Source organism: Gordonia bronchialis DSM 43247, assembly GCF_000024785.1.
In the GTDB taxonomy this organism is placed as follows: domain Bacteria; phylum Actinomycetota; class Actinomycetes; order Mycobacteriales; family Mycobacteriaceae; genus Gordonia; species Gordonia bronchialis.
In genome coordinates this window covers 1344483-1361272 of record NC_013441.1, presented here as the reverse complement: position 1 = coordinate 1361272, position 16790 = coordinate 1344483, and the positions used below count along the sequence as shown (strand labels likewise).

Annotated in this window: 19 protein-coding genes; 9 read left to right on the top strand and 10 right to left on the bottom strand. The window is 67.7% G+C overall.

All coding sequences use genetic code 11. The features are described 5' to 3' along the window. Nucleotides 1-6: 6 nt before the first annotated feature. Both GBRO_RS06415 and GBRO_RS06410 read right to left on the bottom strand, forming a co-directional pair. Nucleotides 7-708: a GntR family transcriptional regulator gene (locus tag GBRO_RS06415; RefSeq protein ID WP_012833168.1), complete on the bottom strand. Its 702-nt coding sequence runs from the start codon at nt 706-708 to the stop codon at nt 7-9. After that, nucleotides 708-1229 carry an HD domain-containing protein gene (locus GBRO_RS06410; protein WP_041919763.1) on the bottom strand — a complete coding sequence of 174 codons (522 nt, stop codon included), beginning with the start codon at nt 1227-1229 and terminating at the stop codon, nt 708-710. Before GBRO_RS06410 ends, GBRO_RS06415 begins: the two co-directional genes overlap by 1 nt. A gap of 96 nt (nt 1230-1325) precedes the next feature. On the opposite strand from GBRO_RS06410, the gene GBRO_RS06405 reads away from it, so the two are divergent. The 8 genes from GBRO_RS06405 to GBRO_RS06370 all read left to right on the top strand — a co-directional run bounded on the left by GBRO_RS06405 (nt 1326) and on the right by GBRO_RS06370 (nt 9851). After that, on the top strand, nt 1326-2468 hold the full coding sequence (locus tag GBRO_RS06405; protein WP_012833166.1) for a TIGR03364 family FAD-dependent oxidoreductase: 1143 nt from the start codon (nt 1326-1328) through the stop codon (nt 2466-2468). Between the two features lie 34 nt (nt 2469-2502). Next, nucleotides 2503-3189: a phosphonatase-like hydrolase gene (locus tag GBRO_RS06400; RefSeq protein WP_012833165.1), complete on the top strand. Its 687-nt coding sequence runs from the start codon at nt 2503-2505 to the stop codon at nt 3187-3189. 96 nt (nt 3190-3285) lie between these two features. Next, the gene (locus GBRO_RS06395; protein WP_083775543.1) at nt 3286-4278 is read left to right on the top strand and encodes a 2-aminoethylphosphonate ABC transporter substrate-binding protein; all 993 of its coding nucleotides are present in this window, start codon (nt 3286-3288) and stop codon (nt 4276-4278) included. 1 nt (nt 4279) lies between these two features. Continuing rightward, complete coding sequence (locus GBRO_RS06390; RefSeq protein WP_012833164.1) at nt 4280-5464, top strand: ABC transporter ATP-binding protein; 1185 nt, start codon at nt 4280-4282, stop codon at nt 5462-5464. Then, nucleotides 5461-6357, top strand: coding sequence for a 2-aminoethylphosphonate ABC transporter permease subunit (locus GBRO_RS06385; protein ID WP_012833163.1), 897 nt, complete (start codon nt 5461-5463; stop codon nt 6355-6357). Before GBRO_RS06390 ends, GBRO_RS06385 begins: the two co-directional genes overlap by 4 nt. Before the next feature lies 1 nt (nt 6358). Beyond that, the gene (locus GBRO_RS06380) at nt 6359-7156 is read left to right on the top strand and encodes an ABC transporter permease (protein ID WP_012833162.1); all 798 of its coding nucleotides are present in this window, start codon (nt 6359-6361) and stop codon (nt 7154-7156) included. 94 nt (nt 7157-7250) lie between these two features. Further along, nucleotides 7251-8885, top strand: a complete 1635-nt coding sequence (gene pruA, locus GBRO_RS06375; RefSeq protein ID WP_012833161.1) for an L-glutamate gamma-semialdehyde dehydrogenase — start codon at nt 7251-7253, stop codon at nt 8883-8885. A gap of 12 nt (nt 8886-8897) precedes the next feature. Next, complete coding sequence (locus tag GBRO_RS06370) at nt 8898-9851, top strand: proline dehydrogenase family protein (RefSeq protein WP_012833160.1); 954 nt, start codon at nt 8898-8900, stop codon at nt 9849-9851. A gap of 72 nt (nt 9852-9923) precedes the next feature. Here GBRO_RS06370 and GBRO_RS06365 read toward each other — a convergent pair whose 3' ends face one another. From GBRO_RS06365 to GBRO_RS06340, 7 genes are all read right to left on the bottom strand, one after another. Next, nucleotides 9924-10484 carry a molybdenum cofactor biosysynthesis protein gene (locus tag GBRO_RS06365; protein WP_085950361.1) on the bottom strand — a complete coding sequence of 187 codons (561 nt, stop codon included), beginning with the start codon at nt 10482-10484 and terminating at the stop codon, nt 9924-9926. 63 nt (nt 10485-10547) lie between these two features. Further along, nucleotides 10548-11726 carry an oxidoreductase gene (locus GBRO_RS06360; RefSeq protein ID WP_321573977.1) on the bottom strand — a complete coding sequence of 393 codons (1179 nt, stop codon included), beginning with the start codon at nt 11724-11726 and terminating at the stop codon, nt 10548-10550. Between the two features lie 40 nt (nt 11727-11766). Then, the gene (locus GBRO_RS27500; RefSeq protein WP_012833157.1) at nt 11767-12093 is read right to left on the bottom strand and encodes a hypothetical protein; all 327 of its coding nucleotides are present in this window, start codon (nt 12091-12093) and stop codon (nt 11767-11769) included. After that, nucleotides 12090-12947: an FAD:protein FMN transferase gene (locus GBRO_RS06355; RefSeq protein WP_012833156.1), complete on the bottom strand. Its 858-nt coding sequence runs from the start codon at nt 12945-12947 to the stop codon at nt 12090-12092. The genes GBRO_RS27500 and GBRO_RS06355 overlap by 4 nt, the downstream gene beginning before the upstream one ends. A 37-nt stretch (nt 12948-12984) precedes the next feature. Continuing rightward, nucleotides 12985-13428: an FMN-binding protein gene (locus GBRO_RS06350; RefSeq protein ID WP_012833155.1), complete on the bottom strand. Its 444-nt coding sequence runs from the start codon at nt 13426-13428 to the stop codon at nt 12985-12987. Between the two features lie 161 nt (nt 13429-13589). Continuing rightward, nucleotides 13590-15374: a substrate-binding domain-containing protein gene (locus tag GBRO_RS06345; protein WP_012833154.1), complete on the bottom strand. Its 1785-nt coding sequence runs from the start codon at nt 15372-15374 to the stop codon at nt 13590-13592. 80 nt (nt 15375-15454) lie between these two features. After that, on the bottom strand, nt 15455-15892 hold the full coding sequence (locus GBRO_RS06340) for a type II toxin-antitoxin system Rv0910 family toxin (protein ID WP_041919760.1): 438 nt from the start codon (nt 15890-15892) through the stop codon (nt 15455-15457). Here GBRO_RS06340 and GBRO_RS06335 point away from each other — a divergent pair. Further along, entirely contained in the window at nt 15870-16502 is a 633-nt protein-coding gene (locus GBRO_RS06335) for a DNA-3-methyladenine glycosylase (RefSeq protein ID WP_012833152.1), read from the top strand. The genes GBRO_RS06340 and GBRO_RS06335 overlap by 23 nt on opposite strands. A 38-nt stretch (nt 16503-16540) precedes the next feature. On the opposite strand, the gene GBRO_RS06330 is transcribed toward GBRO_RS06335, so the two are convergent. Further along, entirely contained in the window at nt 16541-16783 is a 243-nt protein-coding gene (locus GBRO_RS06330) for an antitoxin (RefSeq protein ID WP_012833151.1), read from the bottom strand. Nucleotides 16784-16790: the final 7 nt, after the last annotated feature.

The window sequence follows — 16790 nt, the reverse complement described above, 5'->3', positions numbered from 1 at the left end:
TGCTCGTCATTCACGCAGGATGGCGCGAAAGGCCATCCGGTCTCCCCGATACAGCGACCGCACGCGCTCGATGGGGCGTCCGTCGGTGTCGAGCGACCGGCGGTTGAGCAGCAGCATCGGCATCGCGGTGGTCGTCTCCATCAGCGCGGCCTCGCGCGGGGACGCAAGTACGGTCTCGATCCGCTCCTCGGCCACCGCGAACGAGACCCGTTCGGCCCGGATCGCCGCGTACAGCGAGGTGCCCGGATCGAAGTCGTGGAGAAAGTGGCCGAAGCGGTCGGCAGGCAGGTATGTGCTCTCCAGCCCGAGCTTCTCCCCGTCGGCCAACAGGACACGTTCGAGGTGCAGAACCGACGAACCGTCGGCAATATCGAGGTCGGCGCACAACTGCTCGTCGCCGACGATGCGCTCGAAGGTGACCAGCTCGCGGCTCGGCACGCGGCCGTGCTGCTTGGCCCCCTCGGTGTAGGACTGTAATGACAAGGGCTGCACCAGTTTCGGGGCCGCCACCACCGTCCCCCGGCCCCGGCGCTCGATCCTGCCCTCGACGAGCAACTCCTGCAGTGCCTGGCGGACTGTCTCGCGGGCGACCCCGAAACGCTCGGAGAGCGACCGCTCGGGTGGCACCGCATCACCGACGGCCAGCGTCGCGAGCATTTCGTCGAGCTCGGTCCGTACGCGGTAGTACTTCGGCAAGGAGGCCGGCATCAGCGGACACCGTCCTGCAGGCGCCGGGCCACCTCCAGAACCTCCTCGACGGTGAGCGCCGGGGCGCCGGGAACCTTCGCCGCATCGTCGTAGCGACGCAGGCGCACGGCGTCGGGCCACCACGCGTGCGTGGTCGGTGCGTCGGCAGCAGCCGGGCCCCCCTGTGCCACAAGGGAGTCGACGGACACCCCCGACAATTCACTGGCATACCCCGGTTCGGTTGCCGCCAGGTACTTCTTCGCCGCGACATGCCGACCGGCAAGCCAGCCGACGCGACGACCGAACCGGGCCGTCAGCCAGTCCTGCGCGGCACGTTCGTGATGGCGCCGATCGTCGATCAGTGGACTGTGCCCGATGTCGTGCAGTACCGCCGCCAGCAGCAACTCGTCGTCGGCGCCATCCGCACGCGCACGCAGACCGCATTGCAGAGCGTGGTCGTACTCGTCCACCGACTCCTCATCCCAGACGTCGCGCAGGGAACAGAGCATCGTCTCCACCTCAGAGACCACATCAGTACGCATGCTCCGATCATAGCGCGTTTGGTCTATACCAATCGTTCACCGAGAGTTTCCCTTCGCTCCGCCCATCGGTCTAGACCAATAGCCAGACTAGTCTCCATGAAGTTGATCGTCATCGGTGCCGGCATCCTCGGCACGTCACACGCCATCGCCGCGATCGAACGCGGCCACCAGGTCATCCACCTCGAACGCGAGACCGCGGCGCGGGGCGCCACGGTCCGCAACTTCGGGCTCGTGTGGGTGTCGGGTCGGGCACCGTTCGAACTCGACGCGGCGCAGCGATCCTGGGACCTCTGGGAGAAGATCGGCACCGACGTACCCGGCGTCGGGTTCCGGCCCTGCGGTTCGGTCACGCTCATCCGGACCGCCGCCGAACTCGCTGTCGCCGAGGAGGTCTCGCGCCGCGACGACGCCGTCGGCCGCGGGTTCCACCTCCTCGGCCCCGACAACGTGCGCCGCCTCAACCCGGCGCTGCGCGGCACCTACCTCGCCGGTCTGCAGTGCACCCGCGACGCGGCCGTCGAGTCGCGGGTCGCCCTGCCGGCCATCCGCGCCCACCTCGCCCGATCGGAGCGCTACACCTTCACCGCGGGGCGGGAGGTCCGCTCCGTCGACACCAGCGGGAACGGTGTGCGTGTCCGCGACGACCAGGGTCAGAGTTATCACGCCGACGCGGTGATCCATTGTCCTGGAGCAATTCACAACGGACTCACCCGTGAACTCGCGGGCGACGTGCCGCTGCGCCGGGTACGTCTGCAAATGATGGAAACCGCGCCGCTGGGCGAACCGCTGACCACCGCCATCGCCGACGGCGACAGCTTCCGGTACTACCCCGCGTTCGCCGGACCGACACTCGACCATCTGGCCGCGACGCAGCCCCAGGCCCCGGTGGCGGGTGAGCACCGGATGCAATTGCTCTGCGTACAAAGACAACACGGCGGTCTGACCATCGGCGACACCCACGAGTACGACGACGATCCGGACCTCGACGCCTTCAGCTTCGACGTGACCGAGGACCCGTACCGGCATCTCGCCGACACCGTCGGCGAGCTCCTCGGTCGCGACCTGCCGCCCATCGTCCGGCGCTGGGCGGGCGTGTATTCCCAGTGCACCGATCCCTCCCTCATCGCCTACCGGCGCGAGGTGGCCGACGGCGTCTGGCTCGTGACCGGCCCCGGCGGCCGCGGGATGACGCTCGGTCCGGCCATCGGGGCGGCGACCGCCGACGAGATGAACCTCTGACCCACCCGATCCCCCCTGCGAACAAAGGATTTTCGTGAACACCATCTCCCCCCGACTGGCCGTGCTGGACATGGCCGGCACCACCGTCGCCGACGACGGGCTCGTGCTGAGAGCTTTCGACGCCGCAGCCGAGGCCGCCGGGCTGCCCGCCGACGGCCCCGACCACGATCGGGCCCGCCAGTACGTCATCGACACCATGGGACAATCCAAGATCGTCGTCTTCCGTGCCCTGACCGACGGCGACGAGGAGCGTGCGCAGAACGCCAATCGCGCCTTCGAGGAGGCCTACGAGACCGCCATCGGAGAGGTCGGGATCGCCGAGATCACCGGTGCGGCAAGCACGATCGAGAAGCTGCGCGGTGCAGGCATCAAAGTCGCCCTGAGCACCGGTTTCAGTTCGTCCACCCGAGACCGGCTCCTCGACGCCCTCGGGTGGACCGATCTCGCCGACCTGGTGATCGCGCCCTCTGACACCATCCGCGGGCGGCCATATCCCGACATGATCCTCACCGCGCTCATGGACCTGCGCGTCGACGACGTCCGCGAGGTCGCGGTCCTCGGCGACACCGCCAACGACATCATCAGCGGGCTGCGGTCCGGAGCCGCCGTCGTGGCCGGCACCCTGACCGGGGCACACGACGAGACCCGCCTGCGCGCCGCGGGCGCAACTCACATCGTCGACTCCATTCGCGACTTCGGCGACCTCCTGCTCTCCCTCTGACCTCCGATCACCCGTCCCACCACGTGAAGGAATGACCATGCGCACCACACGTTTTCGACATCACCGTATCGCGCGATCACGCTTCTCGCGGCCATCATCGGTCTGACCGCGGCCTGCGGCGGCACCGGCACCGCCAACTCCGGCGACAACACACTGACCGTCTACTCCGCCGACGGACTCGGAAGCTGGTACAAGACCGAGTTCGCGAAATTCACCGAACAGACCGGCATCTCGGTCAACATCGTCGAAGCCGGGTCCGGCGAGGTGGTCTCACGTGTGCAGAAGGAGCAGTCCAATCCGCAGGCGGACCTGCTGGTGACGCTGCCCCCGTTCATCCAGCGCGCCGCGGCGGACGGTCTACTCACCGAGAGCAACGTGGACACCACCGCCGTGGCGCCCGAGAACAAGGATGCGGCAGGCCGATACGTCGCCATCGTGGACAACACACTGTCGTTCATCGCCAATCCTGGTGCCACCCCCGCACCGAGGACCTGGGATGACCTGCTGGCCCCGCGGTTCAAGGACAAGATCCAGTACTCGACACCCGGGCAGGCCGGCGACGGGACCGCGGTCCTGCTTCTGCTGCAACATCTGAAGGGCAAGCAAGGTGCCCTGGACTACCTCGCCCGGCTGCAGCCCAACAACGTCGGGCCGTCGAGTTCCACCGGCAAACTCCAGCCGAAGGTGAGCAACGGCGAACTGCTGGTGGCCAACGGCGACGTGCAGATGAACCTTGCCTCCATCCGCGACGACGGGTCGAAGTTCGCACTGTTCTTCCCGGCGATGCCCGACGGTGTCCGCACCACCGTCGCACTGCCGTACGTCGCGGGCATCACCAAGGATGCCCCGCACAGCGACAACGCACGCAAACTGCTCGAGTTCCTGCTGTCACGGCCGGTGCAGGAGACCGTCGGTTTCGGCGCCCTCGGCCTGACCCTCCGGACCGACCTCGGCGCATCGACACCGGCCGGAAACCCCAGTCCCGCAGCAACCCTGGCCGGCGTCACGGTGTGGCGACCGGACTGGAACGTGGTCCTGGCGGACCTCGATGCCGATCTCGCCGCCTACCAGAAGGCCACCGGGAGCTGACATGCCGAATCCGCTGACCTCCAGAATCGGTTCGCGCACCACCACTGGCGCATCGGGCGACGAGCCGAGCATCGCCTTCGACCGGGTCACCGTCACCTACGGCCGCGGACGCAAGAGCACCGACGCGCTGGTGGACTTCACCCTGCGCACCCGGCGCGGCGAGACCGTCGCCCTGCTCGGCCCCAGCGGCTCCGGGAAGTCCACCGCCCTCAAAGCACTGGCCGGCTTCGTCCGGCCCAGCGCCGGCCGGGTGCGGCTCGCCGGCCGCGACATCACCGACCTGCCACCCGCCAAACGCGGTATCGGAGTGGTGGTCCAGTCGTATGCCCTGTTTCCGCACATGCGGGTCGCCGACAACGTGGCCTTCGGGCTCAGGGCGCAGCGGTTACCGAGATCACAGATAGCCCAACGAGTTTCGGATTCGCTCGCAATGGTCAGCATGTCCGACTACGCATCCCGACTGCCGCGGGAACTCTCCGGGGGCCAGCAGCAACGCGTCGCCATCGCCCGCGCGCTGGCCATCCGGCCCGACGTCCTCCTGCTCGACGAACCCCTCGCCGCCCTCGACGCTTCGCTGCGTCAGGCGATGGTGGTGGAGCTGCAGCGACTTCGGGATGCGTTGCCCGACACCACTATGCTCTACGTCACCCACGACCAATCCGAGGCGCTGGCGCTGGCCGATCGCATCGGAGTCATGCGCGACGCCCGGCTTGTCGACATCGGGACCGCCGAGGAGTTGTGGACCCGCCCGCCGAGTGCCTTCACCGCCGGTTTCCTCGGCGGCGCCAATCTGATCCCGTGCACGGTGGGCCGGGTCACCGGCGACTCGGCGCTGGTCTCAGTGGGCGACAAGATGTTCACCGCCACTGCGCCGCAGCCACTTCGACGATGGTCACCGGGTGCGACGGCACACCTCTGCGTTCGCCCTCATGAGCTGGAGGTCACCGCAGTGCACGCACACGGATCGATGTCGGCGCGGGTGACGAGCTCGGTGTGGCGCGGCTCGTCGACCCGCCTGACGCTCGCCGTCGACGGGCTGCCCGACCTGCTCGTCGACGGGCTGCCCGACCTGCTCGTCGACGCCGATGTCAGCGGTCGCGTCGACCATCCGGCCGAATCCCGGGTGGGCGTGCGGTTCGGCGAGCCGGCCGGCGTGTTGGTCGAGGCCGGCGGAGTACGACGATGAGCACCGATGCAACTCTGGCCTCTCCGTCCGACGCGGTGGCCGATCCCGCTGCGCCACAACCGAACCGGGAGATCCGCGACTGGCGGGCATCGGCGTGGGTGATCCCGCCGCTGCTGGTGGTGCTGGCGATCGCGGTGTACCCACTGGTCCGGGTTCTGACCGATTCCACCACGGGCACCGGGCAGAGCACCTGGGGTGCGGTTCTGACCAGCGAGGTGTTCACCGACGCGCTGGTCACGACCGCCCAAATCGCGGTCTGCTCGACGGTCGGCTGTCTGATCCTGGGCAGCTTCGTCGCGGTGGTGCTGGCCTTTGTGCCGTTCCCCGGGGCGACGTTGGTGGCACGGCTCATCGACACGATCCTTGCGCTGCCGTCGTTTCTCATCACCCTCGCGTTCACGTTTCTCTACGGGACGGCCGGCGCGGTGAACGCCCTGCTCGCCGAAACCGTAGGTGCCCGGCCGCTGAATTTCCTCGCCACGCCGGCCGGGGTGATCGCCGCCGAGATCACCTTCTTCACCCCCTTCGTGGTGCGCCCCCTGCTCGCCTCGTTCGCGACGATCTCCGGCGACCAGCTCAACGTCGCGGCCAGCCTGGGCGCCTCACCGTGGCGGGTCCTGCGCTCGGTCATTCTCCCCGAGGCGCTGCCCGCGCTGATGGCCGGCGGCAGCCTGGTGTTGCTGTTGACCCTCAACGAGTTCGGCATCGTGCTGTTCACCGGCGCCAAGGACGTGATCACGCTACCGATGCTCATCTACACCCGCGGCATCGTCACCTTCGATGTCACCGGTGCAGCCGTCATCGCTACGGTCCAGGTGACGCTGTCGCTGCTGCTCTACGGTGCCTACCGGATGGCGTTCCACCGCCTGCACACCCGACGACAAGGACATTGACATGCTGATCTGGACACGCGGTGGCAAAGCAGCCATCTGGACGCTGTTCGCGTTGGTCGTCGCGGTGGTCTTCGTGGCGCCGATCGCGACCGTCGTGATCGCCGGGTTCGCCGGCTCCTGGACCGGACCGCTGCCATCGAATCTGGGTTTCAACCACTTTCAGGACGCGCTGTCGGACGAGAACGTCGCGAGCCTGTCGGTCAGCCTGCAGACCGCATTCATCGCCGGCGCGCTCGCCCTGCTGCTGGGCACCTGGGCCGCACTCGCCGTACGCACCGCCGCGAGGCCGCTGCAGCGCGTCGTCGACGCCGTCTTCCACCTGCCGATCGCGGTTCCCTCGGTGGCCATCGGACTCGGTCTGCTCATCAGCTTCAACGAGAAGCCCCTGCTCCTCGGTGGGACCAAGTGGATCGTCATCATCGCGCACACGGTCCTCGTCCTCGCCTTCGCATTCAGCACGGTCTCGGCGGCTCTCGATCGCCTGGACCCCGCCTACGCCCAGGCTGCCGAATCCCTGGGGGCCGGGCCCGCCCGGGTCCTGACCCGCGTCACGCTGCCACTGCTGCTGCCGTCACTGGGCGCTGCCGCCGGCCTCGCGGTCGCACTGTCGATGGGCGAGCTCGGTGCCACCATCATGGTGTACCCGGCCACCTGGAAGACGTTGCCGGTGACCATCTTCGGCCTCTCCGACCGCGGCCAGGTGTTCTCCGCTGCGGCGTGTACGTCGGTTCTGCTGGCTGCGACGCTGATCGCGCTGGCGTTGCTGAGCAGAATCCGCGGGAAGGCCGCGTTGCGCTGACAAGCCCCCGTCCCTGTCCGATCGGACAAACTCAGTGCCGAATATTGGCTGAGTGGACATACTGTGCGTCGCCTGGAGCGGGTGGACTGGGGGTATGGATGCCATCACCACTCCTCCCCGACCGGCCAACGAACCGGTACACACCTATGCCCCCGGGACCGCTGAGCGCGAACGCATCGTCGGCGAACTGAGCGCGCAAGCGTCGGCCGGGCCGATGGAGTTGCCACACATCATCGGCGGCAACGCCCACATCGGCGACGGAGAGCCGATCGAGGTCGTCCAACCTCACGCTCATCGGGAGGTACTCGGCACCATCACCAACGCCACCCACGACGACGCGCGGGCCGCCGTCGACGCCGCCCGCGCCGCAGCCGCGGACTGGGCATACACGCCCTTCGACGACCGGGCCGCAATCCTGCTGCGTGCGGCCGATCTGCTCTCCGGTCCCTGGCGCGAACGCATCGCGGCGGCGACGATGCTCGGACAGTCGAAGTCGGTGCAGCAGGCCGAGATCGACGCCTCCTGCGAACTCGTCGACTTCTGGCGGTTCAACGTCTCCTTCGCCCGCGAGATCCTCGCCGAGCAGCCGATCTCCTCACCGGGTGTCTGGAATCGGCTCGATCACCGGCCGCTCGACGGATTCGTCTACGCCATCACCCCGTTCAACTTCACCGCGATCGCCGGCAATCTGCCGACGGCACCCATGCTGATGGGTAACACCGTGGTGTGGAAACCCTCTCCGACGCAGGCGTATTCGGCGCACCTGACGATGCGCCTCCTGGAAGCCGCGGGTCTGCCACCCGGCGTCATCAACCTGGTGAACGGCGACGGCCGGGCGATGTCGGAGGTCGCACTGGCCGACGAGGACCTGGCCGGTATCCACTTCACCGGTTCCACCGCCACCTTCGGGCATCTCTGGCGCGAGATCGGCACCAACATCGATCGCTACCGCAACTACCCGCGACTGGTCGGCGAAACAGGAGGTAAGGACTTCATCGTCGCGCACGGTTCGGCCGATCCCGACGTGACGCGCACCGCCTTGATCAGGGGCGCCTTCGAGTATCAGGGTCAGAAGTGTTCGGCGGCGTCACGGGCCTACATCGCCCGTTCGGTCTGGGAACAGATGGGTGACGACTTCCTCAGTGAGGCTTCGCAACTCACCTACGGCGACGTTCGTGACCTGTCCCATTTCGGTGGCGCACTCATCGACCGCCGCGCCTTCGACAAGCAGGTCGCCGCGATCGACCGCGCCAAGTCGACGCCGTCGCTCACCGTCGCCGTCGGTGGTGAGTGCGACGACTCCGAGGGATTCTTCGTCCGCCCGACCGTACTACTCTCCGACGACCCCACCGACGAGGCCTTCTCCACCGAGTATTTCGGTCCGATCCTCTCGGTACATGTTTACGACGATCCTCAGTTCGAGAAGACACTCGCCCTGGTGGATTCGACTGCCCGCTATGCACTCACCGGCTCGATCATCGCGACTGATCGCGCGGCGGTGACCACCGCAGCGCAGCGACTTCGCAACGCGGCGGGCAACTTCTACATCAACGACAAACCCACCGGTGCCGTTGTCGGCCAACAACCCTTCGGCGGTGCACGCGCATCGGGAACCAATGACAAGGCCGGTTCCAAGGCGAATCTGATGCGCTGGACGTCCACGCGAACCATCAAGGAAACCTTTGTGCCGCCAACAGATTCCGCCTATCCGCACATGACTGGCGAATAGCGAGGTGATCCCGTGAGCACGATCTTCGATTCCCTTCTCCGACCGACGATCATCGCCGCCGCCCGCAGTGACCGCATCAAGCACACCTCGGAGCGACTCACCGTCACCCGGAACGTGGTGCGACGCTTCGTCCCCGGTGACGACCTCGACGACGTCGTCCGCGCGATCTGGCGGCAACTGGACAACGGAACGTCGGTGAGCATCGACTTTCTCGGCGAGGACACCACCACCGAAGCCCAGGCCGACGGCACCGTCGAGGCGTATCTGGCTTTGCTGGAGGCGATGTCGGCCATTCACGCGGCGCTGCCCGGCCAGCTGGAGGTGTCGGTGAAGTTGACCGCGCTCGGGCAGTCGCTCCCTGAACACGGCCCCAAGATCGCCGAGGCCAACGCCCGACGCATCGTGACCGCGGCCTACGCGGCCGGTGTCCTGGTCACCGTCGACGCCGAAGACCACACGACCGTCGACCAACGCCTGGACATCGTCCGATCGCTGCGCGGCGACTTCCCCGAGGTCGGTACGGTGCTGCAAGCATATCTTCGGCGCACGGAGGACGATTGCACCGAATTCGCCGCGGCCGGCGCGCGAATCCGATTGTGCAAGGGAGCCTATGCCGAGCCACCGTCAGTGGCCTTCCCGGACCGCCGGTTGATCGACGAAGCATATCTTCGGTGTCTGCGAATTCTGATGAAGGGCAACGGGTATCCGATGGTCGCGTCGCACGACCCGGTCATCATCGAGGCGGCGGCGCTGCTGGCCGCCGAAGTCGGTCGCGAACCGGACAACTGGGAACACCAGATGCTGTACGGCATCCGGACCGACGAGCAGCGCCGACTCGCCGCCCGTGGCCACGTTCGGGTCTACATCCCCTACGGCCAACAGTGGTACGGCTATCTCGTTCGCCGCCTTGCAGAGAAGCCCGCCAACCTCACCTTCTTCCTACGTGCCCTCGGCCGTCAGCGCTGACACCCCGCTGCACCGTCCCGCCGACCCCGACGCTCCCTCAGCCCAAATCTGTGGAAACGTTAAACACTTACACTAGGACGTGTCACGCAGCGGCTGCGCACGCCGGACCTGGTCGGCGGCGCGAACCGCATCGAGCTCGACGTCGCAGCGGACGACCGCTTGACCGAGGCGCAGCACACCCGACGACAACGGTTGTGTCCGGATGCCACCCCGGCCGATCAACGCCTTGCGCACCCCGTCGCCCGCCATGGAGTCCATCCACGAACACGGATGCGCCGGCCGTCCGCCGCGGAAGAGGACTTCACCGTCACCGGTGTCGATCGCGAACTCACGTCCGCGCAGTGGGTCGAGTTCCAGCCCGCGAACGACGATGTTGCGTCGTGCCAGGACCGGGTCGGCGCCCGCGGCCGCCGCCTCCCACGCCTCGAGTGCGAGGAAGGTCACCGCCGCTTCGGTGTGCGCCCGCACCCCGAAGAACCGGTCACCGCGAATACCCTTGTCGGCAACCACCTCCACGACATCCGGACTGGTCGTCTCCACATCACCCGCGGGCCCGTCCTTCGGTCTCCCGAAGTAGGCATGCCGTGGCGACACCACGAACATCACGATCTCGCAGCCGTACTCTCGATCCACGCTTCCAGGCTGCCACAGCGCCACGTCATCGATCGGTCGGCTCCGGTCACAGCATCGTCGAGTTCAGTATCCGGCGAAGGTGTCGGTGTGAACGCGCCAGGGCCGCAGGCGCGTCGTGGTGTCGGCGCGTCGGATCTGTGACGTCGTCGCCCGGACGAATTGCGGTGCGCCCGAGACGAAGTAGTGGGTGCCCTCGGCGCGAAGCGCGGTGCCGTCAGCGCGAAGCGCGGTGCCGTCGGGGAGGGTGCCGGTCGGGGACACCACCCGCTCGACGCGGGCTCCCGCCGCGGCGGCATCGTCGAGGACCTCCGCATAGACGGCCCGCGATTCCGCGCGGATCACGTGCACCACCGTCAGATTGGACAGATCGTTACCCGCGGCCCGCAGTGCGCGCAGCATCGAGATGAAGGGGGTGATGCCGATCCCACCGGCGACGAGAACGACCCGATGGCGGGCGATCAGTCGCGGGGAGAGGACGAACCCACCGCCACGGTTGTCGATGTAGGCGCGCGGGACGGATCCGGCAATCAGGTCGCGTTTGAAGGGCGACGGCTCACCCGAGGTGGTGAAGGCGAACTCCACCGGGTCGGTGTACGGCGCGGACACAAAGGAGAACACGCGGCGCGAACTCTGCCACACCGGGCGCGACCACCGCGGCACACTGAGCGTTGCCCACTGTCCGGGCCGGAATGCCGGTGCCCGCCCCACCGACGGCGCATACACGCCGAACGTGTTCTCCGCCAGACTCTCTGCCCGGGGCTCGGCCAACGGCACCCGCCGTGCCGTACGGGTGAGCAGACGGACCAGCAGGGCAAAGACGCAGCCGAACCCGAGGGCGATCTCCGGGGTGAACTCGAGCGAATAGGAGTCGGTGATCTCCACGTTCTGCTGGCAGTAGGTCAACGCGCCCACCAACACGCCGTACAGAATGCGCGGTATCCGCGTGGCCGGCGAGGTCAGCGGTTCGGGCAGCATGATCGCGGCGACGAAGAACATCGGACTCGACGTCACCCACAGCTCGAGATCCTGATTCCCCTCGGTGAGTTGCAGCCACCCGATGACCCCGAGCGCGCCGACGAAGTAGGCGATCACCACCGTGGCGTCGCGGATCACGATGACCAGTACCGCGCCGATCACAGCCATCGGGATGAGCAACGGTTCGGCCGCGACCCACCAGAACGGATAACTGATGCCCTCCACTCCGGCAAAGGCCACCGCATAGCAGGTGATCGCGCCTGCCACAGCGGGATTGACGATCAGCCGGCGCCGCCACACCAGCACATTACTTCGACACCGCAGCAGCCGCCGATCCGAGTGCCACGGTAGCCACCGCGTTCTCCGACGACCCGCCGGGCAGCACGAAGAACAGGATGAGCGCCGTGATCAACCACGAGTCCGAGTTCGGCGGCACCCGGACGATGAACGCGCACAGATAGGTGACCACACCGCTCACGCCGACGGCCACCAGGAGCCACTGTGCCAACGACGACGGCTCGAATCCGAAATCGGGATCCGAAGCCGACACCACGAAAGCAGCAATCGTCAACAGCACCAGGGCAATCAGCACCGCGCGATGCGGGGTCAGCCATCGGGGTATCCAGCGTGTCACAGGTAGAGCTCCAATCCGGGGATCGCCGTGTGCTCGACGCTGCCGCTGCGCCGGACGGTCAGGTGGTGGAATCCGTCGTCGTGATGGTGAAAATGTCCGCGCAACAAGGCAGCCGGGGTGAAGAACAGTGCGGTGGCCAGTCCGTCGGCTTCCATCGCGGTCGGGGCGAGCACCCAGGTGGCCACGACTTCACGTGCGGGTGACGAGGTCCGCGGGTCGATGATGTGATGCCAGTCCGCCCAGGCCCGACGGTTGACCGCGGACGCACAGATCGCCCCGTCGGCAACGTCTACCACACCGATCGCCCGGGTCGTGTCGTCGGGATGCTCCAGCGCCACCCGTCCTGGCGTGTCGTACCCGGCGATCACCATGTCGCCGCCGCCATCGACGATGTGTTGCGGTGCGGTCGCGGCCACGATGGCCGATACCCTGTCGACCGCGAAACCCTTTCCGGCAGCGCCGACATCGATCACGACCGGTCGTCGCACCTCGAGCGTGCCGTCGTGTCCGGTCAGCACGTCGTCCCAGCGGGGCGTGTCCCGGATCCGTTCCGCCGGCCGCAGCGAGTACCGCGCGTCGTATCCGGCGTCGGACAGGGTCGCGCCGACAAAGGGAGACACCGCACCGGCGCTCAGGTCGTACAGCCGCCGATACCAGTCGACGAGCGGCTGATCGACCGGGTCGACGGGGTAACTGCCCGGATGCGCGGCGATCTCGGCAACCATGGAGTCGTCCCGGAACCTCGACCATGCGCGGTCGATCCGGTCGAGTTCGTCGGCGACCGCGGTGCACACACTCGGCGCCAGCGGCTCCGGCGTGGTGACGGTCCAGCGGGTGCCCAGTGCGTCGAACACCCAATCGTGTTCTGGGCGATCGTGTCTCACGCGCCGATCAGGCTCGGGCCTGGTCCTTGATCCTCTCGATCGCCTGGTTGAACCCGCCGGAGGTCAACGACGATCCCGACACCTTGTGCACGTCGAGATCGTTGATGTTCTTCCCGACGACGACGTTGTTGATCCCGCTGGAGAACTTGCCCTGGAACTCGGCCGAGGTGCCCTGTGCGTGGCTGGTGTCGATGGTGACGCCGGTGATCACCGAATTGGCCAGCGTGACGGTGACCCCGACCTCCTGCTGCCCGCCGGGCCTGGTGTACTCGCCGGTGGCCGAGTAGGTCCCGTCGCGGTAGTCGGCGGATTCGGCAGCAGAGGTTGCGGTCCCCGACGTGGTCTCCTCCGATGCGGAACCGGTGGCCGAGTCACCGTCGTCAGAACCGCATCCGGTGGCGACGAGACCGACGGCGGCCACCGCGGCGAGGACACCGCCTGCCCGCTTCATCGCTGTCGCCGCACCCGCCGTCGGGTCGGCAGAGCGGGTCACGACACGACGCTGTTCATCCGTTACGTAAGTCATGCCTAAGTATTCTGCCGATGATTGCGCGATTCGGCACCATCGGCAGGCAATCAACAGGTAATGCGCAGGTAAAGAGCGTGCGCTGCTCAGCGTCCGGCGGCCTCCACACGCGCCGCGATGGCATTGGTGAACACCTGTTTGATGTCGGCGGCCGTCTTGGCGACGTAGGTGGTGCCGCCCGTCGCCTGGGCGATCTGCCGCAACGCGTTGGTGTCGGCGTCCTCGGAGATACCGATGGTGAGGATCAGCACCGGGCGTGCAGGGTCCTCGAGCTCCTTCAGTTCCGCGAGCAGTTCGGTAAGCGTGATGCTGCCCGGATCCTCGTTCTGCCCGTCGGTCATGATGATGACGCTGTTGGAGTAGTTCGGGTCGTAAGTGGACTGCACCTTCTTGAACGCGGCCAGAGTGGTGTCGTAGAGCCCGGTACCACCGCCGAGGCGGGCCGGAGCAAGACCCTCACGCACGGCGCGCGCCAGTGCTTCCCGGTGTGTACCACCGCTTCCCGACGGTGCGTCGAGCCGCCGGATCGGTGCCATCTCGGTCCAGTCCTGATCGGGCCCGCCCTTGTCGATACCGAAGGCCCAGCCACCGACCATCGCGTTGCGCGGGAACATCTCGAGTCCGGTCATCGAGGCGTCGATGAGCAGGCCGGCCCGGGTGGTGTTGCCGACCGGGGTCTCCATCGACCCGGAGGTGTCCTCCACAACCAGCGTTCGGATCGGCACGCCGAGCACTTGCCACTGGCGCAGTGCACGGTCGACGGCCGAGGGGTCACGCAGTGCCAGCACCTTGACGTCATCGCCGAGCCCGCCCTGCGGTGCACCGCTTCCATCGGCCGAGCGGTACCCCGCCGCGCCCAGTGCCTGGCGCCCGGTGTCGCTTGTGGCCGCGGCCGCCAGGGCCGCTCCGGCGTCGGCCGCCTGCTGGTGGCGCGCCGACGCCGCCGTGTTCACCAGCGGGTAGTCGAGCATCACGGTGCCGTCGGACGGGATGGACGCCTTGAGCTCCGATCCCGGATGCGTGCGCGTGAACAGCAGGAACTGTTGCTCGGTGGTCACCACCGGCACCGTCGAGGTGTTGGCGAGATTGAGCCGCGTGCCCTCGTTGTCATTGGCCAGTCGCGCGTTGTTCTGCTGGATCGCCAGCACCGACATCGCGCCGGTCAGTTCCTGTTCGGTGAGCGTTCCCGCGTCGACCTCGGCCAGCGCACCGATGATGGGCGCGTCGCCGGTGGAGGTGTCCAGCGGCGAACCGGTCCGCAGATCCTGCAGCTTCATCACGTCGACCCAGCTACGCAGCGGCGGCACCTGGCGACCGGCGACGACGGTCGGTGTCGCGGCGATCGAGGGTGCGACGAGGTCGAGGTCGCGGCGTACCTGGGTGGTCACTCGGCGCGCCTGCACCTGCGAATCGGCCAGCCACAGGTCCGGCGCCGAGGCACCCTGGGTGAGCAGGCCGGGCACGTCGGCACCGGCGGCGGTCTGCACGTCGAAGTCGTAGCAGGAATCCTGCGAGGCCTTGGCGGCGATCTCCCGCAACGGTCCGGTCATCGCCGCGTCCGAGGCCACCGCGACCTGGGTCCGGTCACCGCAGCCCGACGTCCCGGCCCGCCACAGGATGACCCCGGTGACCAGCGCGGCGACCACGCTGAGCGCGGCCAGTGCCCACCACCAGCCGCGTCGGCCCGACCGCACCTCGCGGTGGTCGAAGCCGAAGTCGTCGTCGGACCCGGGGCCGCGCCGAGGGGTGCCGGCCGCCGGTACCCGACCCGACGGCGTCGCGGCCGCCGATCGGGGTGTCCCCCGGCCCGGCGTGTCCGCGCCGTTGCGTCCGTTGTCCGGACGTTCGGAGCCAGAACTGTGACGCCCCATCGTTCCCCTCGTTCCCCTCGTACCCGTCCCGTCACCAGCCAGGCGGGAGGGTCTGTTCTACCAGTGCCGGCGTTCGACGCTCAGGCGAAAACCTCACGGAACTGCGCCAGAGACTTCCGCAGATCCCCCGAGACCGCCATCGCGGCAGCTTTTCCGGCCGGCCCGATGAGCGGTAGACCGCCGAGATCAACAGTGAAGGTTACTTCTGATCCCGCCTCGGCGGGAACGATGGCCAGGTCCAGCTTCGCCTTGACCCCGCCCTTCCCGCTCCCCTTGAGCCGCACCTGCCGGATCGGCTGATAGGTCTCGACGACCCAGTCGAACCGTACCCGGGTGCCCTTGACCTTCACCACCGACGTCACCTTGGTGCCCTCACCGAGTTCGTCACTCGCGGGCACCGGACTCCGCCAGCCGTCGTGCAGGACCAGCCACTCGGAGTACCGGGAGAGATCCGACGCCGCCGACCAGGTATCTTCCGGGGACAGGTCAACCACGATGGAGTCGCTCGTCTTAGCCATGGTCAGTGAGCCTAGCGTCTGCGCCCAGGCCCGCGCCCTGCTGGGCGGGCGTCTCGTCGGCCACGGCGTCACGGTGCGGATCACCGAGGTCGAAGCCTATGCGGGACCACATGACCCCGCTTCACACGCGTATACGCGCACTGCACGATCCGACATCATGTACGGGCCGCCCGGACGCCTTTACGTCTACCGAATTCACGGCCATCACTGCGCAAATGTGGTGACCGGCCCGGACGGTACGGCCTCGGCGGTGCTGCTCCGAGCGGGTGAGATCATCGACGGCCACGAACTCGCCCTCACCCGACGGCATCGAACCGGCCGGGAGCCGGCGGATCATCTCCTGGCCCGGGGACCGGGCAATCTCACCCGCGCGCTCGGCATCACGATGGCCGACCTCGGCACCGATCTTTTCGACGACGAACCCGAGCACCTCACCCTTGCACCCCGAAAACCTGTGGGGCCCATCGCATCCGGACCTCGGGTGGGAGTTCGCCTGGCCGCCGACCGGCCGTGGCGATTCTGGATCGCCGACGACCCGACGGTGTCGGCCTACCGACGCCACCCACGGGCAGGCGGGACAACGCCTCGACGGCGGGCACCTGCCGACTGAAACCTGACGACTGAGATCTGACGACTGAGATCTGACGACTAGGGCGCACCCTGCTGGGGGTCTTCGCTCTGCGGATCGGCCTTGGGCGCACCACCCGGCCGGGGATCGGCGGGCGGGTTCTCCGCGCCGACGGCCTTGCGCACCGCCTCCTGCGCCTTGTCCACCTTGTCCGCGTATTTGTTGCCGGTGGCCTTGTCGATGGCGTCGCCTCCCTTGTCGATGAGACTGGGGTTGCCCTTCAGCGCGGCCTTGGCCTTGTCCACGAGCCCTTTGAGGTCCATCACATCT